The sequence below is a fragment of the Chitinophaga alhagiae genome (assembly GCF_003568665.1).
In the GTDB taxonomy this organism is placed as follows: domain Bacteria; phylum Bacteroidota; class Bacteroidia; order Chitinophagales; family Chitinophagaceae; genus Chitinophaga; species Chitinophaga alhagiae.
The window spans coordinates 1-21494 of sequence record NZ_QXMH01000001.1; the positions used below are offsets into that span (position 1 = coordinate 1).

The 21494-nt window shown below is 55.4% G+C and carries 13 protein-coding genes; 8 read left to right on the top strand and 5 right to left on the bottom strand.

The genetic code is table 11. The features are described from left to right. Positions 1–147: 147 nt before the first annotated feature. Both D3A97_RS24740 and D3A97_RS24745 read right to left on the bottom strand, forming a co-directional pair. Positions 148–450 (bottom strand): hypothetical protein, encoded by a 303-nt coding sequence (locus D3A97_RS24740; protein ID WP_157986273.1) that lies wholly within the window; start codon positions 448–450, stop codon positions 148–150. 14 nt (positions 451–464) lie between these two features. Beyond that, positions 465–629, bottom strand: coding sequence for a hypothetical protein (locus tag D3A97_RS24745; RefSeq protein WP_157986274.1), 165 nt, complete (start codon positions 627–629; stop codon positions 465–467). 98 nt (positions 630–727) lie between these two features. Here D3A97_RS24745 and D3A97_RS00005 point away from each other — a divergent pair, with 98 nt between their 5' ends. Together D3A97_RS00005 and D3A97_RS00010 are read left to right on the top strand one after the other, a co-directional pair. Then, the gene (locus tag D3A97_RS00005; protein WP_119078351.1) at positions 728–967 is read left to right on the top strand and encodes a helix-turn-helix transcriptional regulator; all 240 of its coding nucleotides are present in this window, start codon (positions 728–730) and stop codon (positions 965–967) included. A gap of 44 nt (positions 968–1011) precedes the next feature. Continuing rightward, the gene (locus D3A97_RS00010) at positions 1012–1326 is read left to right on the top strand and encodes a hypothetical protein (protein WP_157986275.1); all 315 of its coding nucleotides are present in this window, start codon (positions 1012–1014) and stop codon (positions 1324–1326) included. 36 nt (positions 1327–1362) lie between these two features. Here D3A97_RS00010 and D3A97_RS00015 read toward each other — a convergent pair whose 3' ends face one another. Beyond that, positions 1363–4656 carry a glycosyl hydrolase gene (locus D3A97_RS00015; protein WP_157986276.1) on the bottom strand — a complete coding sequence of 1098 codons (3294 nt, stop codon included), beginning with the start codon at positions 4654–4656 and terminating at the stop codon, positions 1363–1365. Positions 4657–5427: 771 nt separating this feature from the next. Here D3A97_RS00015 and D3A97_RS00020 point away from each other — a divergent pair. The 3 genes from D3A97_RS00020 to D3A97_RS00030 all read left to right on the top strand — a co-directional run bounded on the left by D3A97_RS00020 (position 5428) and on the right by D3A97_RS00030 (position 10879). Beyond that, the gene (locus D3A97_RS00020) at positions 5428–8514 is read left to right on the top strand and encodes a SusC/RagA family TonB-linked outer membrane protein (RefSeq protein ID WP_119075324.1); all 3087 of its coding nucleotides are present in this window, start codon (positions 5428–5430) and stop codon (positions 8512–8514) included. Positions 8515–8525: 11 nt separating this feature from the next. After that, complete coding sequence (locus D3A97_RS00025) at positions 8526–10163, top strand: SusD/RagB family nutrient-binding outer membrane lipoprotein (RefSeq protein WP_119075326.1); 1638 nt, start codon at positions 8526–8528, stop codon at positions 10161–10163. A gap of 323 nt (positions 10164–10486) precedes the next feature. Beyond that, on the top strand, positions 10487–10879 hold the full coding sequence (locus D3A97_RS00030) for a VOC family protein (protein WP_119075329.1): 393 nt from the start codon (positions 10487–10489) through the stop codon (positions 10877–10879). A gap of 157 nt (positions 10880–11036) precedes the next feature. Here the strand turns inward: D3A97_RS00030 and D3A97_RS00035 are convergent, their stop codons facing one another. Both D3A97_RS00035 and D3A97_RS00040 read right to left on the bottom strand, forming a co-directional pair. Continuing rightward, complete coding sequence (locus tag D3A97_RS00035) at positions 11037–11366, bottom strand: DMT family transporter (protein WP_119075331.1); 330 nt, start codon at positions 11364–11366, stop codon at positions 11037–11039. Between the two features lie 70 nt (positions 11367–11436). Continuing rightward, on the bottom strand, positions 11437–12090 hold the full coding sequence (locus D3A97_RS00040) for a Crp/Fnr family transcriptional regulator (RefSeq protein ID WP_232825799.1): 654 nt from the start codon (positions 12088–12090) through the stop codon (positions 11437–11439). A 146-nt stretch (positions 12091–12236) separates the two neighbouring features. On the opposite strand from D3A97_RS00040, the gene D3A97_RS00050 reads away from it, so the two are divergent. The 3 genes from D3A97_RS00050 to D3A97_RS00055 all read left to right on the top strand — a co-directional run bounded on the left by D3A97_RS00050 (position 12237) and on the right by D3A97_RS00055 (position 21236). Continuing rightward, positions 12237–14138: an AAA domain-containing protein gene (locus D3A97_RS00050; RefSeq protein ID WP_119075339.1), complete on the top strand. Its 1902-nt coding sequence runs from the start codon at positions 12237–12239 to the stop codon at positions 14136–14138. A gap of 179 nt (positions 14139–14317) precedes the next feature. Beyond that, positions 14318–16807 (top strand): SusC/RagA family TonB-linked outer membrane protein, encoded by a 2490-nt coding sequence (locus tag D3A97_RS24975; RefSeq protein WP_198673801.1) that lies wholly within the window; start codon positions 14318–14320, stop codon positions 16805–16807. Positions 16808–16811: 4 nt separating this feature from the next. Then, positions 16812–21236 carry a TonB-dependent receptor plug domain-containing protein gene (locus D3A97_RS00055; protein WP_198673802.1) on the top strand — a complete coding sequence of 1475 codons (4425 nt, stop codon included), beginning with the start codon at positions 16812–16814 and terminating at the stop codon, positions 21234–21236. The last annotated feature ends 258 nt before the right edge of the window (positions 21237–21494 follow it).

Consider the following 21494-nt stretch of genomic DNA (forward strand, 5'->3'; position numbering starts at 1 on the left):
ATTGCTTCAAAAAATCGTCTGATAAAAATTCCTCTGCTTTCATTGTCTGTATAAAGTTTAAAAATAAAAAAATCGGAGCGCTTTGAACTCCGATTTTCTACGTTTACACAGTTTTTGGGATAGTGTCGTTAGATCAGCGCATAATTACTACTTCAGATAATATTGAGTTCCATTGTCAATCTCCAAAGTATTTTTATCAATAATAGTGATATAATGTACCTGACCAAAAGATTTACGTGTAGCCCTTATCTTATTGCCCTCTAAAGCATAAGAGTATTCTTCAGCGCGGAATTTATAATTACCCTTCCATTCCAAAGTATTACCATCTAAGAATTTAATGTAAAGCCTGCCAGAAGTGCTTGCGTATGTAGAGCCATTAAAACTATTCCCACAAGAAGTAACAAGGAATAACGCTAGAAAGATTGATGAATAGAATAATCCTTTCCTCATAGATATAAGATTGGTTAAACTTTAGTAACGGTTCTAACACTAGCGTCTGGGTATTGGGCTTGGGCAAGCCTTTTAGCTTCCAGATCAGTGCCAGCTTCAATAATTGGGTAAATGGTACGAGATACACCATGATTGTCCTTAATCACAACCATGACCTTGAATTTTTGTGTTGTTGCCATATTTGAGGTTTATTTCCCTCAAATATAATACACATACCTGTACGTGTGAAATATTTTTTCAGATAAAGATTCTTTGTGGACTAAACCATATTATAAAAATGGCTAATCCACTACACACACCTATAGAGCAGTATATCATCGACAAAGTGAAAGAGAAAAGAGTAGAAAAAGGATACTCCCAAAAGGAATTAGCCTATATGCTTGATGTATCTGTAGGGTTTATTGGTGATGTGGAGAACCCTAAGTATAGAGCCAAATACAACCTAAACCACCTAAACGAACTTGCTAAGATATTTCAATGTTCTCCAAAGGATTTTTTACCTGAAAATCCCGTTTGAAAAATTAAACAATTTTGATATATATTGATGCTAAACTTTTCAGTATGCCGAGAATTATTCAAAATAATATTCCTTTGGATTTTACCTGTCAAAATAAACGGTTTGAGACAGATATTAATAGAGGATTTGAGCATCGTTTAGGACACCTTCATAGGGGAAGTGTGACCCAAAGTGCCTTGTATGAAGATGAATCTAGTTCTCTTTGGTTAGAGCATGTCATCGATAAGGTGAACAACACCAGATGTTTCTGGTTTATGTGGTACGATGCTAATGGAAATCCCAAAATAAATGCCAGTTCTGTAATTGACGAAAACGACATTTTAGAAGTCATTAAGAATATTTCTCAAATAAGGCTTTAGGCCATTTGGGTTTAACAAGTATATAGTTACCTTTAATTAATAGGTCACGGCCTGCAGGGTAACCGGCCCCAGCAGCCCGGAGGTTTCATAAACGCTGGCGGGCGTGTAAGGGTTTACGCTCGTCCAGGTAGTGCGTTCCGCGGCGGGCAACTGGCTGTCTCCGATCAGCCGGTTTACCCAGGTGTTGGTCACGGCAATTTCCAGCGTGTTGGCGCCGGGGTACACCAGGCCGGTTACGTCTACCTGCCAGGGCGCCGTCCAGGCGGTGCCGGCGTCTTTGCCGTTCACTTTCACACCGGCAATTACTTTCACCGTGCCCAGGTGGAGGTATAACCGCGCGCCGGCGGGCAGCGCAGGGGCATTGAACGTAGCGGTGTATATAGCGGTGCCGGAGAAGTTGCGTACGGCGGCGTTCCTACTCCAGTCTTGCAGGGTATCCCACGCATACGCCTGCTGGCCGAATTGCAGCTTCCACGGGCCATGTACAGTGAGCAGCGGTTGCGGCTCCGGAAAATTGGAGGAAGCGGTGCCTGCTGGTATTACTGGTGCCGCTGCATTACTGCCTGTTCTCTCCTGCACTTCACGTGCCGCTGAACGCCGCGCAGCCGCATTGCTGCCCGTTCTCTCGTCCATTTCACGTGCCGCCGCATGCCGCACAGTATCAGAAGCGGCACGGCCGCCTTTTTCCGTGAATACCACAAACCCGCTCTGGAACGGCGCCAGCGTTAGCGGCACTGCTGTGTTGCCGGTATATTCCGGCAGCGGCCGGCGCTGGCCGGTTACGGCATCCCACCACTCCGGTTGGCGACCGCTTACACGGAACCGGGCGTTGAATGAAATAGTGCTGTCTGCCTGGTTGGTCACAAAGTATATGTCTGCCGGGGGCGTGCTGCGGTGCGTATACAATACCGGCACGGCGGCGGGCGCTTCAAAGTCCGGCCCCAGCTGGATGATGTCCATTATTTCTTCCACGCTCATGCCGGTGGCTATAATGCCTTTGCCATAGCGGGCCCATTTAACGTTGCGCCCGTCTACCTTTCCCCACAGTTTGTTGGCCAGCTGCCGCACTTCCCGGTCTGCCGCCGGGTAATTTTGCAAACTGGGCGAGCGTTCCGGCGCCGGGCCCAATACAACGCCCCCCGCGGCAACCAGCTGCTCCAGGCGTTTGAGCAGCGCGGGCCGCATGGTGGCCAGCTTTGGCAGCACCAGCAGGCGGTATTGCATACCATCCGGCAGCACAAAGCGCCCGTTCTTTACCTGCAACCGGTGTTGTATCACCTCTGCGTTGATGTAGTCAAACCCGTAGCCGGCGGGCAAAGCGGGATCCCGCACGCCGGTCATTTTAGGCGCGTCTTCCCCTATGAAATAAGCTACGTCGTTAACGGGCAGCCCCTGTTGCAGTATAAAATTGCAACGGCGGATGTAATCTATAAAGGCTTTAGACTGGTAGAACCAGGTGTTCTTGCGGTTAAACTCGGTACCAAACCAGGCATTCACGCCGGGGTTGCGTTCTTCGTAAGGTTGCTGGATGTATACATGCAGCAGCGTGTGGTTCACGCCTTCGGTAAAAGACCAGTCCCCCCGTTTCTTGAGCAGGGCGGGGTAACGCTGGTAAGGGCGGCCGCCGGCCGTGAAAGATTCTGCGGCCACTCTTTTTTTGCCATAGATATGAGCGGCGGATGAGGCGGCCTTGTTTTCGATGCTGCCCAGGTCTCCTTCGTTCCAGAACTCGCCGCCTACTTCATCAGACTGGCCGCCGTATTGCAGGAACTCTCCCGGGAAACCCCAGTGGCCGTAATTTTCCAGCCACACGCGCAACCCGTGCCGGTGGCTTAGTTCCCGCAGGCCGCCTACATAATCATACGCCACGCGGTCTGCCACCATGCGCCGCAGGTCCCAGAGAAAACGGTCGCTCTGGTCTGCGCTGCCAATGATGCGCCCGGTCAATACCGGCAGCCAGGGCAGCGGGTCATATCCATATTTCTTTTTGAAGGCGGCGGCCATCCCGTCTGTCCAGTTCTGGGAACCGGTTTCATAACTGTCTGCCACTACATATTTTAACGCGCTCCGCTCGGCGGCGGGCATGCTTTGCTGAATTTTGCCTACAAAGGCATTGAAGTGCGCCGCCAGGGCCTGTTTATTCATTTTGTCCACTTCCGGGCCGGTACCTTCGGGTACGGCGGGCGAGTTGTTAACGCCGGTGGGCGCCATGCCGAAACGGATAACGTCCCACGTTCCGGGCGGCACGTTCCATTGCAGGCTGCCGTCTGGCCGCAGCAGGCGGCTGAGGTCCACCACTTTGGCGGCGGGCGTTACCGGGGCGTTGGGCTCTGGAGCGGGCGCCCACTGGTATTCGTTCCACAGTGGCAGCGGCGTCTGGAACATTTTGGCCAGTTGTTTTTCTATATACCGTTCTACTTTCGGCGCGGTGCCGAGGGTGATTTCCGCAAAGCCCATTTTTCCCCGCACGCCGGTGAACACCAGCCTGAAAGCGGTACCGCTCACGGCGGGGAAGGAAATGGCCACCGGGCCATAGGGCATAAAACCCACGCTTTTCTGCGGGTTGCTGCGGTCTGCGTCAAATTGCTGCACGCTGCGGTAGCGGCCATTGTCCAGCACCTGCAGCTCACACCGGGCCGAAAAAGGCGACCGCGCGGGGTGCAGCACCAGGCTGCGGGCCGTAATGGCCGCGGGAGCGCTCAGATCAAGAATGGCTGCTTTGGTGCCTTCAGGCAAAAACGCAACGCTGGCCGTATCTCCATCTGTCATATGCCGGATGTCAGGGATGTTGATGTTTGCCGTGATGGCGCCCGCTACCTGGTTTTCTTCTGCCGGTACCGCCAGCACGGCCACGTCCTGGAAATGCGGAACGGGTGCGGACAAGCGGCTGTTGAACCGCTGCGGCCCTTTTACCCGCTGCACCACCGGCGCCAGGTAACGCATGGCCTGCCGCGGTTGTACCCAGGGGCCGCCTGACTGGCTCCAGCCCGGACTGTTGAACAGGCCAATGTCTATGCCCAGCCGGCCCGCCGTACGGATGGCCAGTTGGGTGATGCGCCACCAGTCCTGGCTGAACATCTTCACGTCCCCATAAGTTGTTTCCGCGGCATCCATCCCGATGTTGCCGATGAAAGCGCGGCCAATACCGATGGCGGCCATGGCCTCCAGGTCTTTCACCACGCCGCTGTCCGAGATGTTGTCACTCATCCAGTACCAGTAAACAGAAGGTTTTACGGAATCCGGCGGGCGGGTAAAACCGGCCTCCAGCAATGAAAGTGACTGCCCTGTTGCATGGGCATGCAGTACCGCTAACAGCGCGGTCAGTATCATGTAGCGGAAATTGAACATAGAAAGCAGACGTGGAACTCATTGCGGTCCGGCAACAAATTAGCCGATTTTGCCAGAAATACTATCCTGCACTCTCCTGCCCGCAAACACATGCCATAAAACAGTATTTCTAACACATGCATGTTACAACCAAGATAAGATATGCACAAAAAGTGCAAAAAAAACCGGCTGTGAAGTGCGTAATAGTCGCCAGGACTGTTATCTTGTGATTAAATTACGTCAACGGTCAGCAAAAGATGTAAATCCGCCCGCCAGGAGCATATTTTTTGCCTGGGAAAAAGTAAACGTGTAGCAAAACTTAAAATCTATTTCGGGGCAATATTTGTGCCCTCAAAAAAAAAGTAGCAAAATCTTGAGATCTGAATTGGGATGATGTAGAACGCCCTCAACAAGTAAAAACAGTAGCAAAATCTTAAATCGGTTTGAGGCGGCGCCTGAAAGCAATCAATTCCAGTGTGTGGGAGTGATGTATTTACCTTAAAAACAAATGATCAGCAAATTTTAAACCTGTACGGGCAGCGCTTTGCCCCTGGAAGGAAGCAATCAGATCTATCGGGACTATTCTGCAAAACTTAAATCATTTCGGGAATCATGAGGCGTAGCCGTCCTATATCGCAAATCAATCAGTATCAGTAACGATGTAATGATACCCCATGTACGTTTGCAAGGAACGTACGTTGCCGTGTGTGCAACCGGGTATGCGCAATTGTAATCAGCCAAATATTTTCAATTCAAAATCTAAAAATCAGAACAATGAGAAGAACTCTCCGGTTATTAGCGGTGTATGCGTTAGTAATGCTGATGCTGCCTGCTGCGCTGCTGGCACAGCAGAAAGCTGTTACCGGCACGGTGCTGTCCGACGAAGGAGGCCCCATGCCGGGTGTAACGGTAAGGGTAAAAAGCACTACCCGCAACACCCAGACAGACATCAGGGGCCATTTCAGCATCCAGGTGGGCCCGGGCGAAGCCCTGCTGTTTTCTTTTGTGGGTTACGAAACCCAGGAAGTAACGCCGGGAGACGGCCCTGTGAACATTACCATGAGAACGTCTACCAGTGCGCTGGGCGAAGTGGTGGTAACGGCCATGGGTATTAAAAAGGAAAAAAAGGGCCTCGGCTATTCGGTGCAAGACATCAAGTCCGAGGAGCTGCTGAAGAACAAAGACGCCAACCTCGTCAATTCACTGAACGGCAAAATAGCCGGTGTGAACGTGACCAACTCCGGCGGCGCGCCCGGCTCTTCCGCTTCCATCATCATCCGCGGCGGTACGTCGCTGGAGCGTGACAACCAGCCCCTGTTCGTAATTGACGGGATGCCGATGGACAATTCTACCGGCCAGGGAGACAACAGCGCCTTTGACGGCAGCGTGAACCTCTCCACCACCAACAGCAACCGCGCCATGGACCTCAACCCGGAAGACATTGAGTCTATTTCCGTGCTGAAAGGCCCTGCCGCCGCCGCCCTGTACGGCCTGCGTGCCGCCGCGGGCGCTATTGTGATCACCACCAAAAAAGGCGCGGTAGGCAGCGTAACAGGCACTGTTACCTCCCGCTATATGAACAACTGGGTGAACAAGCTGCCCAAACAGCAGGGGATCTATAAACAAGGGTCTTACTATAACGGCAGCTATATTGCCAACACCACCCGCTCCTGGGGAGACAAATTTGCCGCGGGCGAGCCTGTATACGATAACATGGGCGATTTCTTTGAAAGGGCGCATGCATTTGACAACAGCTTCACCGTATCCGGCGGTTCCCAAACCGGCAACTTCTTCCTCTCCGGCTCTAACCTGATACAAACGGGGATTGTGCCTACTACAGACTTTACCCGCAGCACGGTACGTTTCAACGGGGAGCAGAAGCTGGGTATTTTCACCTTTGGGGTAACGGCTTCCTACGCCCGCAATGAGTCACAGAAAACCCTCACCGGCAGCGGTTTATGGGGGTCAAGCGGCAGCGGTTATATGGAAAGTATCATAGCCTGGCCCCGGAATGATGATATGAGCAACTACCTGAACCCGGATGGAACGAAGCGTAGGCTGATACTTAATCCCGAGCTTATAGACGATATCGATAACCCGAACTGGCTGGTATACAGGAACCCGCAAAGCGACCGCAATACGCGTTTCATCGGTACTGTATACACTACGGCCAAGATCACGGACTGGTTTGACGTAACCTACCGCCTGGGCGTGGATAACTACACCACGCAGTACACCAGCCTCACGGCGCCCGGTTCCGGTGTAAAAGTAGCCTGGCAGAACGGTATGTTATCTGAAACAGACCGCACTTACAACTACGTGAACTCCAACCTGATGCTGAACTTCCACAAAACCGTGAAAGACTGGGACTTTGGGCTGCTGCTCGGTAACTCTACGGAAGACACCTGGCTGAAATCCAACTCCATCAGGGCGGAAAACTTTGTGATACCGAACTTTGTCAGTATCAACAACGCCGCCAAAGAGAACCAGTACCTCTCCGAAAACCTGACACGCAGGCGCCTGGCAGGTTTCTATGGAGACCTGCGGGTTTCTTATAAAAACTTCCTGTACCTCAACGTAACAGGCCGTAACGACATTTCCTCCACCCTGCCTCCGCAGAACCAGTCTTTCTTCTACCCGTCAGTGAGCGGAAGTTTTGTTTTCACCGAGCTGATGCCGAAAAGCAGCATCCTTTCTTTCGGTAAGGTGCGGGCATCCTGGGCGCAGGTGGGTAAAGACGCCCCCGCGTACCAGACCAACACCTACCTGTTCGGCCCTGAGCTGACCATAGGCGGAGGTTTCCGCAACTATTGGGCACGCGGCAACAACAAGCTGAAGCCGGAAACCACCACATCCACAGAATTTGGTACGGAGCTGCGTTTCCTGAACGGCAGGCTGGGGCTTGATTTTACCTATTACATCAACAACAGCCGGGATCAGATACTGCAGCCGCGCGTAAGTAACGCCACCGGGTATATCCTGAGCTTTGTGAACACCGGCGAGATCGAGAACAAGGGCATTGAAGTGTCTATCAACGCCAATCCCGTGAGGAGGAAAGATTTCAACTGGGATGTTACGCTGAACGTTTCGCACAACAAGGGTCGTGTAAAATCCCTGCCCGGCGCGCTCCCCATTCTGTATGTAACAGACGTGCAGGTAGGCAATGCCAAAGCCGCTTCTTTTGATGACGGTTACTTTATGGGCCTGAGCGGCCTCAAATGGCAGACACATGAAAACGGCGACCTGCTGCTGGACTGGAACTCCGGCTATCCGCTTACCACCAACAACGCCACATCACTCGTAGGCAACCGTGAACCGGATATGATCGGCGGTTTGAACAACAGCTTCAACTACAAGAACTTCAACCTGTCTTTCCTGTTCGACTTCCGCCTGGGCGGGGATGTGTACAATGGTACGGAATACCTGCTGGTGGCCTACGGCCTCAGCAAAAGGACCGAGAACCGGGACCAGGACATCACCTTCACCGGCATGTCTTTAAACCCCGATACCAAAAACTACGAGCCTGTTACCAGAACAGTAAAAGCCTCGGAGAAATACTACCGGGACATTTACCTCGCCAACGCTCCTTTCTTTATAGAAAAAGTGAACTGGCTGCGCCTCCGCTCCCTGTCCCTCGCATATTCATTACCTAAATCCGCGCTGGGCGGCGTCAACTGGCTGAAAGGCGCTACCCTTACGGCCACCGGCACCAACCTCCTGCTGTTGACCAACTACACCGGCATGGACCCTGAAACCAGTGCCGCGGGCGCTGGCGTAATAGGCTCCGGTTCTGTAGGCATTGACTATTGTGGCGTACCTGCAACCGCCGGCCTGGCCATTGGTTTAAATCTTAAATTCTAAAAGTTAGGGACATGAAAAAATTACTGTATATACTTAGTTTATCTGCCGCTTTTACATCTTGTAAAAAATGGGTAGATGTCAACGATAACCCCAACAGCGCCAACTCCACCGTGCCTACGGCGGAGCAACGGCTTCCACCGTTAACAGCGCAGTTTGCCGATGCTTACGAAAGCTCCGGCACCCGGGCGGCCTTTTTATCACAACAGCTGGGCGTTACCTACGCCGTTAACAACAACTGGAACCTTACGCGCTGGTATTCCAATACATCAAGCGCCAACTGGCCGTGGCAATGCTGGTACGTAAATGCCGCCGTGAACATAGCGCCGCTGATCGTAGCGGCTGAAAAAGTGGAAGCATGGCATTACATCGGCGCCGCCAAGATCATCAAAGCCTGGGGCTTTGGTACGCTGGCCGACTTTTACGGCATGTTGCCGTATGATGAGTTTGACATTGCGGACAATATCACGCCCAAGTTTGACGATGGCGCCCATGTGCAGGAAAAAGTGCTCGCCCTGCTGGACGAAGCCATTGCCGACCTGCAGAAAACACAAGGCCCCAGTGCCCCTCCGCTGTCCAAGGGAGACATCCTGAACAAGGGGAACGTAGACAACTGGATACGCCTCGCCTATGGCCTGAAAGCACGCTACCTGAACCACCTCAGCAAAAAAGCGGAATATAACCCGCAGGCCATACTCGATGCGGTATCTAAAGGCCCGCAAACGGAAGCCCAAAGCAGCATAATGCAATATGTAGACGAAGGGCCTTCCATTCCCAACGCTGCCAAGGAAGCCCTGCAGTATACCAATACCGGTACCAGCGCCAGGGTTACCAAGCTGTACGTAGATTACCTCACGAACAACTATACCGGCGCGCCCACCGGCGGCTCCAACATGGCGGACCCGCGCATACTCCTGATGATCCCGCATACTACGGACAAAGCCGGGAACCTGGTGCGTGCCGTAGGCATAGACATGGCTTCCGATCTGCCGAAGACAGGGCCGCTGGGGTATACGTTCTCTACAGATAAAAATGAATTTTCCAGCCCTGACTCCCAGTATGTAGTGCTGCGCAAAACGCCCTACGCCCCCACGGCGGGCCAGCGCATCCAGTCTACCGGTACCTGGTATACCGCGCGCGGCGCCAAAGGCCTGCTGTTTACCAACGCGGAAATGCGTTTCATAGAAGCGGAAGTGAAATTCAAACAAGGTCAGGCGGGTGAAGCGCTCACGGCGTACAAAGCGGGCATCCGCGCCCACATGTCGCACCTGGGCATTGCATCCGGCACCATAGACAACTTCCTGGCCAGCACCTCCGTGGTGCAGGATGCCAACAACCTCACCCTGAGCCACATCATGATACAGAAATACCTGGCGCTCTCCTACTCTCCTGAACTGTGGGTAGACCTGCGCCGTATGGACTTCTGCACGGATGCCTCCGGCAACTACAATGAGGCGGCGGGCGTATACAAAGGTTTCAAACGCCCCTCTCACGTATTCACTGAAGCGTATCCCAACGCTACGGACTGGCCGCGCAGGTTTGCCGTAGCCAGCTACGAGATCAACTACAACATTGTAAGAGTAAAAGAGGCCAATCCAAATGCGGACAAGCCTACTTACCTCAACGAGCCTGTATGGTGGGATAAAAAATAGATTTGTATCGATTCATAATAAAAAAGGGGCCGTCTCAAAAGTAATTTTTACCTGATCTTATTCGGGTACCTGATGGAGAGATTTTTCGTTTACGTGATTCTCGGGGCCATCAAATTACTTTTGAGACGGCCCCTTTTTATTGTTCCGGCCTTATTGCCCCGGCGGCACAGATCACCAGGATCTATTCAGGTGTGGCCGCCGCCAACCTATATGCCCCACGGCACATTCACCCCCAAAATTTGCACATCTGCCCGCCGGCCAACCGGCATATTGGCCGCATATTTGTGCCATGTACGTATTGTTCACCCGTAAATAACAGTAACATGTTTACACATACCAAAGCATTCACGAGTTTTTCCGTGAACGATATTGAACAGGCTAAAAAATTCTACGCGGAAATACTGGGCCTCAATGTAAAAGAGGGCAGCGAGGCCGCCATGCCGCTGCTGGAGCTGCAGCTGGAAGGGGGCCATACCGTTATGCTGTACCCCAAGCCCAACCATACACCGGCCAGCTATACCGTGCTCAACTTCCCGGTAGACGATATTGAGAAAACAGTGGCGGAAATGACCGGCCGCGGCGTGAAGTTCCTGCAATACGACGGCGAGATCAAAACAGATGACAAAGGCATTATGCGGGAAGGCGGGCCGCTGATAGCCTGGTTTGAAGACCCTTCCGGCAATATCCACTCCATTCTGGAAGAAAAGGCCAAATAGTCAACGATCTGGGGTACAACCGCAACATATACCGTAACGCAACATACCGCGCCTACCGTAACGCAACATAAAAATAGGTACAGGGGAAGCCTGTACCTATTACCGGTCACAATACTATTGCAATACCGGCATGCCTGCTTTCTGCGATATATACAGCCTAGTGTGATGAAACTACCTTCAGGCCTATGATGGAACAGATCAGCGTGCTGATGAAGAACAGGCGCCAGAACGTGGCCGGCTCCTTGAATACCAGTATGCCCATCAACACGGTACCTACCGCGCCAATACCCGTCCATACTGCGTAAGCGGTACCAATAGGCAGGGTTTGCTGCGCCTTGTACAACAACAGCATGCTCACCGTAAGGCACACAAAAAAGCCCGCGCCCCACATGATGGCGGCGCTGCCGGTGGTTTCCTTCATTTTACCCAGGCAGGATGCGAAGCCTACTTCAAACAAACCTGCAATGATCAATATGATCCAGTTCATAACTCCTGTTTTTAATTGCCCTGCAAAGGTGCGGCTTCTGCTGCTCCTAAAATTTTACAAATGATAAAAATTATTTCAGCTCGGCCCTGATGCGGCTGAGCGTTACCTGTGTAATGCCCAGGTAGGAGGCGATGTATCCCAACTGCACCCGGCGCAGCAGCCCGGGCGCTTCTTCCATCAGGGCCTTGTAGCGCTCCGTGGCAGTTTTGAACTGCCGGGAAATGAAACGTTCTTCGGTCTGTATCAGCTCCTTCTCCGTGAGCTTGCGGCCCCAGTTAGCAAACTGGAGGTCTGTCTGGTACAAATGCTCCAGCTCCGCAACAGGCACCTTGTAGAGCAGCGCGTCTTCCAGCAGCTCAATGGTCTCGTACCCGGCGCTGTTGTTCACATACCCGTTGAAAGACATCAGGAAGTCTCCCTCCGTGCCGAACCAGAAGGTGAGATGACTGTCTCCCGTGCTGCAATACGCGCGGGCAATGCCTTTTTCAAGAAAATACAGGTCGCGGCAGGTTTTACCTTCCCGGAACAGGAGGTGCCCTTTTTTCAGCTCAACGGCCTCCAGCATGCCGGTGAACTGTTGAAGCCGGTCTTCAGAAAGCGGGTATACAGATTTGATCCTTGCAATGGTGTGCTGCATCCCGCAAATTACAAAAAACGGGTTGCTGTACCGGCTGATGGCATTTTCACCGCCAATGCGTGGTGCGTGGCGGCGCCATGCGGGCATGGAAGAGACCGTTGCCGCGCCCGCAGCGGCGGCTGCCGCTGACGGCGGTTACCGGCTCTTCCTCACCGGCCGCGCCCGGCGGGCCGCCTGGTATTATTTACCCGGTCAAACGTTAAAATAAAGGCCGTGGCCCGTACCTTTGCCGGATGAATTATTTTTCAGCACTCCTTGACCTGTTGAAGACGGAGCGGGAAGAAGACCGGAAACAATACCAGCAGCTGATCAGCAGCAGCTCCACGGGAGACCGGCGGGCGGCGGGCCTTACCTGGTACCCGGTAGCCGTCAGGGACACTGAAATGGGCCGGGGAGATTACCTGACGGTGGAGCTGGAACGCACTACCCACCAGGACGTGCCCCACCAGCTGCGCTTCGGCGTGTCTGCCATGCTGTTTTCCAACCACGATCCCAAAGAAGACGCGGTAGAAGGCGTGGTGACCTGGCAAAGCGGCAACCGGCTGAAGCTCACCCTCAAAACGGACGAGCTGCCGGAATGGAGCCGCAACGGCAAGCTGGGCGTAGACCTGCTGTTTGATGACAACAGCTACGACGAGATGCAGAACGCCCTCAAACAGGCCGCGGCCATCCTCGATAAAAAGGAAGGGCACCTGGCACAGGTGCTCACCGGCGCCAAAGCCCCCACCTTTAACGATGCCCTGCCGCCGGTAGCGGTACCCGGCCTCAACCCCTCCCAGCAGGCCGCCGTAAACCGCATACTGGCCGCCAACGACCTGGCCATTGTACACGGCCCGCCGGGCACCGGTAAAACCACCACCCTGGTGCAGGCCATCAAAGCGCTGCTGCGGGAAGAAAAGCAGGTGCTGGTGGTAGCGCCCAGCAACGCGGCGGTAGACCTGCTCAGCGAAAAGCTGGCCGCCGAAGGCCTCAACGTATTGCGGGTAGGCAACCCGGCCAGGGTGTCTGAACAGCTCATGTCCCTCACGCTGGACGCAAAAATGAGCGCCCACCCGGCCATGAAAGACATCAGGCGCCTCAAAAAACAGGCCTCCGAGTTCCGGGACATGGCCCACAAATACAAGCGCAACTTCGGCAAGGCGGAGCGGGACCAGCGCAAGGCCCTCTTTGACGAGGCGCGCAACATCATGAAAAACGTAGAGAGCACGGAGCAATATATTACGGAAGACCTGATGGCCAAGGCCCAGGTGGTGACCGCCACCCTGGTAGGCGCCAACCATTACACGGTGCGCAACCTGCGGTACAGGACCGTAGTGATAGACGAGGCGGGGCAGGCGCTGGAACCCGCCTGCTGGATACCGGTGCTGAAAGCGGAAAAGGTAGTGCTGGCGGGAGACCATTGCCAGTTGTCTCCCACCGTAAAGTCTGCCGAAGCCGCCCGCAACGGCCTCAGCACCACCCTGCTGGAGAAAATGGCCGGCCTGTACCCGCCGGCCGTGGCGCTGCTGGAAGAACAGTACCGCATGCACGAAATGATCATGGGCTATTCCGCCGCCGTGTTTTACGGCAACAGGCTGACCGCCCATGCCTCCGTGGCGGGCCACCTGCTGCACCCCGGAGATACGCCGCTGGCGTTCGTAGACACCGCAGGCTGCGGCTTTGATGAAACCACAGAAGGTACCAGCACCACCAACCCGGAAGAAGCGGCTTTCCTTTTCAAACACCTGCTCCAGCTGGTCAATGAGCTGCAACCGCATTACCGGCCGGAAAACTTCCCCGGTATTGCCATCATCTCTCCCTACCGCCAGCAGATAGCGCTCCTCAATGAGCAACTGGACCACGCCGCCGCCCTGCAGCCCTACCGTCATAAAATATCCGTCAATACCATAGACAGCTTCCAGGGCCAGGAGCGGGATGTGGTATACATCAGCATGACCCGCAGCAACCCGGACAGCAACATCGGCTTCCTGGCAGACATCCGCCGCATGAACGTGGCCATGACGCGCGCCCGCAAAAAGCTGGTGGTGATCGGTGACAGCGCCACCCTTTCCCGGCTGCCTTTTTACGCGGATTTCATTACCTATGCAGAAAAGCAGAACGCCTACCGCAGCGCATGGGAGTATGCGGATAACTAGAGGCGGCCCCAGGAAACGCCTACCGCAGCGCATGGGAGTACGCGGATAACTAGAGGCGGGTTACCGCCACCGGGTAAATACATAAACAACAAACACAGATCCCCTCAAAAAAAAATCCCGCGCCGCTTTATGGATTCGCTGCAAAACCGGCATCCTGCCCATGTACCAAAGCGCGTCCCTTGAAATATTTTATACCCTTTTTGCTGCTGCCCTCGCTGCTGTACGGCCAGCAGCAACAGCCTGTGGAGCCGGTGCTGTCTGCTGACTACCTCAGCCTGGTCAAAAAAGAGCCGTTTGCCGTCAACGCCCTGTACGACTCTTCCCTGCAGCAACTCAACCTGCGCCGCGGCTATTATTTCAGGAACATCAGGAAAGTAAAGGTGTCTGGCGGCCACGTCAGCCTGCGGCCGCTGCATTACACCACATGGCGGCTTTCCGGCAACTTCAGCACCGCGGTAGAGCTGCGGCGGGCCAACCGGCAGCCGGCCTTGCAAAACACGTATGCCCAGGGCCGCGCTGAAAACGGCGCCCTGGCCTGGCGCGGGGCCGAAACCGGGGAGCTGTTCAGCTACGGGCCCGCGCTGGCGGCGCTGGCGTATGATGGCGGCGGCAGCTACCCTTATGACGCCAACGGCAGACTGGTGGCGGCAGGCACGGGCAACGGCCGGCCACCTGTTATATATGACAACGGCATCTTCCGCACCGCCTCTTCCCTGTCCCAATCCCTTTCTTTGCGGGCCGATGCCCGGAACACCTCGGGAGCAACCTGGGAGATAGATGCCACGCTGGGCCGCAGCCGGGAGAACACCTTCCTGGTGGCCAACCGCAACAGTACAGATCATCTCTCCGCCGCCGTGAAAAGGCACTTCGGCCATTTTTCCGTTACCGGCGGCTACCGGTACCAGCGCAGCGGGTTCTCCCACGGCAACCGCACCGGCTACCTCAACCGCGCTTACATGAACGCCCTGCTCACGCCCGCGGGCTTCAGCAACCGGTACAGCGGGTTGCCATACGGCAACGGGGCGCACAACCCGTATTGGCTGCTGGAGCGCAACCCTAACGCTTACGGCCAAACGCAGCAGCGCGGCCACCTTGTACTGGACTACCGCTATGGCCGCGCCACGGCACAGGTCACACAGGCTTACGGGCAGGTATCGGAAAACGGGCATGAGGCCTACCCCGCCGGCTTGGCCACGCAGCGGCGGCAGCGGAACGGCAACTACTACCTGCGTGCGGACGCTGCTTACCCCGTGCGCATGCCCCGGTATGCCATGCGGTCTTCCATCAACGCCTATCATATTTTTACAGACAGCCGCGCCAACATGCAGTACCAGCCCCAACAGCGGCGTTACGCCTTTCAGCGCAGCGCCAATCAAACGCAGCTGCGGTATTACTGGGAGTATGACCTTGAGCGGGTACAGGTAGACGCGGAGGCGGGCAATACGTTCTATTTCTCCAACACGGCCGCCCGCGCCCGCCAGTTTTCCCCGCTGCTGAACGTACACACGGCCGCAGACATCTTTCACCGCCGGCTGCGGCTGGATGTGTACGGCTCCCTGCAAGCCGGCAACAGCGAGCTGCCCGTCAACAGCGCCCTTGGTTACACCAACCTGCTGCAATACCCCGTAGGCGGGGCGGCGCAATACTTCCCGCTCACGGAAGCAACCGGTTATGACGGGTTGCGGCCGGTGCGCAGCCGCTCGTACAGCACAAAGGCCATGCTTACCTACCGCCGGTTATCGCTAACGGCGGAGTGGTTCAGCGCCAGCGTGCAGGACGATGTATTTCCGCTCTACCGCAACGGGCAGCTGCAGCTGGCCAACGTAGCCGCCCACCGCAAACGGGGCATTGAGCTGACATTGGGCCATCAAAGCGCATCCGGTAAAAAGGCAGGCGCCAGCAACACCATTTCCCTGCTCCGCTACCGCCACCAGGTTACAAACGTAGCGGCCGCCGCCGGGCCTTCCCTTCCCATAGCGGGCTTTGCGGACGTACACAAGGCCCTCGTAAAAGGCGCGGCCATGGGCGCTATAATGGGTAACAGCTATCTTCGCACCGCGGAAGGCAAAATAGTGATCGGGGCAGACGGCTTTCCCCTTGTTAATGAACAGCTGCGGGTGATCGGCAACCCCATCCCTGATTTTGTGGTGAAGGTCAACCACCAGCTGCACTGGAAAAAGCTCAGCCTCAACGCCAGCTGGGAGTGGAAAAAGGGAGGCGATGCCTGGAACGGTACGCAGGCGGTGCTGGACTACTACGGGCGTTCGGCCGGCAGCGCCGCGGCCCGCAATATGACCGGCTATGTGTTTGACGGCGTGCTGGAAAACGGGCACCCCAACAACCAGCCCGTCAGTTTTTACGACCCCGCGCGGCCGCTGGAACACAACCGCTGGGTGCGCTATGGGCCGGGCGGCGTGGCGGAGGCATACATCCAGGATGCCAGCTGGCTGCGGCTGAACACCCTGCGGCTGGGCTACCGGTGGAGCATGGGGAAAATAGTGCGGGAGCTGCACCTCAGCGCCTATGCCACCAATATACTGCTATGGTCTCCATATAAAGGCGCAGACCCCGGCCAGTTGCTGTTTGACCAGCCCAATACCGCCGGGCTGGATTTTTTCAACCTGCCGTCTGTCCGCACCTACGGCTTTAACGCATCACTTCAATTCTGACGGTATGAAACACTGGATCTTGTTTTTGATACTCATTTGCGCATGCGCGGGCAAAGCCGCCGCACAGGCGCCGGATTACGCTTCCAATAAGGAAAAGATATACATGCAGACCAGCCACGCGTTTTTCAAACCGGGGGATGAAATGTTCTTCAAGCTGTACCTGGTGCATGCGCAAAACAATACGCCCTCCAACGTCAGCCATATTGTATATGTAGACGTGCTGGGCCCTTCCGGCAACCTGGCCGCCAAACTCACCTACCCGGTAAAGCACGGTTATACGGAAGGCTCCTACGCCTTTCCGCCTTCCGCCGCCGGCGGCGTTTATAAACTGCGGGCCTACACCGCATGGATGAAGAATGAAAAAGACAGCACCTTTTTCACAAAGGAGGTCACCGTACAGCACGTGATCTCCCCCCGCATATTGATGAAGCTGGACTTTCCGCAAAAAGGCTACGGGCCGGGCAGCACCGTTACCGCCCACTTCTCCGCCCGCTCGCTGGCAGACCGGCCGCTGGCGCATCAAACGTTCCGGTACACGGTGTCGCTGGCCGGGCAAAGCGGCCAGCCCGTTACCCTGCAAACAGACGGGGCGGGCAAAGCAGCCGTGCAATTCCAGCTGCCGGCCAGCCTCTCCACTACGGATGGCTTACTGAATATAACGGTGGAACATGATGCCTATGTGGAAGCCATTTCGCGCAGCATACCCATTACGCTCAACAAGGTGTACCTGCAGCTGATGCCCGAAGGCGGCGCCCTGGTAGAAGGCCTCCCGGCCAACGTGGCTTTCAGGGCCGTGAACGAATTTGGCAAACCGGTGGATGTCACGGGGCAGCTGAGAGACGGCAGCGGCCAGGTAATCACCGGTCTGCAAAGTTTTCACCACGGCATGGGGCAGTTTGCTTTCACCCCGCAGCCGGGCCGTACGTACGAGGTGCAGGTAACCAGTCCCGCAAACGTGGTGCAGCCGCTGCCCGCCGCCGCGGCCAAAGGTGTGGCCATGCAGCTGACGGCAGCAAAAGGCCGGTTGCTCATGCACCTGCACGCCACGCAAAGCGCAGACGTGAAAATTACCGGCTACACAAAAGAACAGCTTTACTTTTCACAAAATACCCGGCTCAAAAAAGGCGCGCAGTCCGTCAGCATTGATCCCGCGCTTTTCCCCGCCGGCATTGCGCGGTTTACCGTATCACAGGCCAACGGGCTGCCGCTGGCGGAGCGCATCATGTTCCTCCACCCGGAAAAAATGCTCCAGGTGGAAATAACACCGGACAAAGCCCGTTACATGCCGCGGGAAAAAGTGACCCTTCGCCTGAAAACGCTGAACTACCAGGGCCAGCCCGTGCCGTCCAACTTTTCACTGTCCGTGCTGGATGACAAGCTGTGGACGTTTGCGGATGACAGGCAGGACCACCTCATATCCTGGCTGATGATAAGCTCCGAGCTGAAAGGTAAGATAGAAGAGCCGCAGTTCTATTTCAAAAAAGATGAAGAGAAAGCGGCCCCGGCGCTGGACCTGCTGATGCTCACGCATGGTTACCGCTACTTTGATTACCTGCCTTCCGTAGAACAGGAAAACAGGTTGAAGTTCCTGCCTGACATGCAGCACATCATCAGCGGCAAGGTGGTGAACGGGCGTAATGAGCCTGTACGGGCCAAAGTATGGCTGGTGCTCACCAGCAGCGTGGTAATGCAGCTGCTCACCGGAGACGATGGCGAGTTCTATTTTCCCGGCCTGCAGCACAACGGCTACTACATGGTGGTGGCGCAGTCCATGCAAAAGAAAGAACCCATCCGGCTTGTTATGACGGCAGACATCAAGAACGGGCCGTTACTGCGCGCCAACGCCGCCGCGGCAGCCCCTCTCCCGCTGCCCGCGCAGGCCCCGCCGGCCGCGCAGGGAGACAAGAACCTGGAGGAGGTAGTGGTGGTAGGCTTCAACGGCCGGCAAAAACAATTGGTGACCGGCGCCGTTACCGTGATTACCGGCAGGGACATCAACGAAGTTTCCGTCAACAACGCACTGGCGGGCCGCGTTGCCGGCGTGAACGTAACAGAGCGGGCCAACCCTGCCCAGGCCCCCGGCGTGCAGATACGCGGCAGCACTTCCATTGCGGGAGACAATACACCGTTGATGATCGTAGACGGCATTCCCATGGAATGGACCGGCCAGCTCAACCCCGCTGAAATTGCGGCTATTTACGTGGTGAAAGATCCCGCTGCTTCCGCCATTTACGGCAGCGCTGGCGCAAGGGGCGTTATTATTGTAGAAACCAAAAAGAACAGCGGGTCCAGGCTGCGATGGACGCACGCACCCCGCGCGTTCTATGCCTCACAGCAGGTACAGCTCAACGGTCCCGGTTTTACGCCGGTGCGCCGGTTCAACGCGCCGCTGTACCCTACTACGGAAACGGCGGAAAGAACAGATTTCAGGGAAACCATTTACTGGAACCCCGTGGTGCAGACAGACAAGAACGGGGAAGCCAGCGTGTCTTTCTACAATTCAGACGCCACCACTACCTTCAGGGCCATTGCGGAAGGCATCGGGTACAACGGGCTGGCGGGCCGCGCGGAAACCACCTACGCCGTACAGCCGCTGCTCAGCGTAGACGCCAAAATACCGCCGTACCTCACGGTGGGAGACAATGCCCTCATTCCCCTGCACATCAAAAACAATGATACCCACCCCCTGGACGCGGACATTCAAGTGGCGTTTACGGAAAGCGTAAAAGCCGGCATTTTCAACAAAACCATCCACCTGGCGCCGGGCGCCGCGCAGGTAGTATACGTACCGGTTACCGCCACCTCTCCCGTAGAAGGCAGCCTCCGTTTCACCGTAAGCAGCCCGCGGCATACAGAAACGGTTTCCCTGCCCGTTACCGTGGTACACAAAGGCTTTCCGGTGGTGGAAACCTTTGCGGGCAACCGTTCCGCCCAACACCGCTTTACCGTCAATAAAATGGTGCCGGGCAGCCTGCGGTACGAGCTGAAATTGTTCAACAACCCCGAAGGGCAGTTGCTGGACGGCGTGGCGGCTATGTTGCGGGAGCCGTACGGGTGTTTTGAGCAAACATCTTCCGCCACGTACCCCAATATTTTTATTCTCAAATACCTGCGGGAATCAGGCCGCGCCAATCCTGCCATAGAGCGCCAGGCCATGGACTATATTGAAAAAGGGTATAAAAGGCTGATCGGCTTTGAAACTACGGAAGGCGGCTTTGAGTGGTTCGGCAAAACCCCGCCGCACGAAGCGCTGACCGCCTACGGCCTTATGGAGTTTACCGATATGAGCGAGTTTATTGCAGTAGACCGGCAAATGCTGAAGCGCACCAAAAAATTCCTCCTCGGCAGAAGGGACGGTAAAGGCGGCTTCCTGCTCTCCACCAGCGGGTACGACCGGTTTGCCACCGTGCCCAATAAAATTGCGAACATCTACATTGTGTACGCTTTCAGCCATGCCGGTTACGGCAGCGAGGTAACGCGGGAGTATGAACATGCGCTGGCCAACGTGCTGAAAGGCAACGATGCCTACGAGCTTTCCATGATGGCGCTGACCGCCTCCAACATGCACCGGCAGGCGGATTTTGAGCGGCTGATGAAGATATTGCGCGGGCATTACCGGCAAAAGACCTTTAAAGCGGCCACCAGCGTGGTCAATTCAAGGGCCACCTCGCTGAAGGTGGAAACCGGCGCCCTCTACCTGCTGGCGCTGGCCAGGGAAAAGAAACCGGAGCTGCCGCTGATGGCGGAGCTGATGACAGACATCATGCGCTGCAAGTCCTACTTCGGCTACTCTTCCACGCAGGCCACGGTACTGGCGCTCAACGCCGTAATAGCCTACGCCAGGGTGTTCGGGAAAGCCGCGGCGGAAACAGACATCCGTTTCCTGCTGAACAACCGGGCCATAACGCCGGGCATCATACCCGCGCCAGAAACGCCGGCGGCGCGCAACAGTTTTGAAGTGGCATACGGCGGCGCGGAAAACAACGTGCCGTACAACATGGAAGTATCTTACTACACCTTCACCCCGCCCTCCAGCCCCCTTGCGGAGCTGCGCCTGCATACCAGCCTGGCAAAGCGGCAGGTGAAAATGGGAGGAACGGTGCGCATGGAAGTAAGCGTTACCAATGAAAAGGCCATGCTGCAGGGGATGTCTATTGCCAAGATCGGCATTCCCGCCGGACTGTCTGCCCAGCCCTGGCAACTGAAAGAGCTGATGGAAAAAAATGAGGTGGCCTATTACGAGATATTCGACAACTACCTGGTCTTCTACTGGATGGGGTTTGCCCCTGAAGAAACCAAAACCCTGCGGCTGGACCTGAAGGCAGACATCCCCGGCACGTATACAGCCAAAGCCGGTAATGCAGGCCTGTACTACATGCCGGAGCATAAACACTGGAACGAGGGCCTGGAGGCGGAAGTATTGCCGTAAAAAGATTATATTTGTCAACACCAAATTGTTACAGCTATGTCATTGTTATCGAACAGCAATAAAAAGGACGGCAAGAAGGGAAATAAAAAGACCAACAACTTGCCTGGTGCAAATAATACATTCCAGCGGCCTACCAAGGCGCCCTCTTTCTCTAAAAAACCGCTGAAGACGGGCGGTACCAGGGGTAGCTGAAACACCGGAAAACGCATTGAAAAGGGAGGCGCACATGGCCTCCCTTTTTTTATTGCCTGTTTTTAA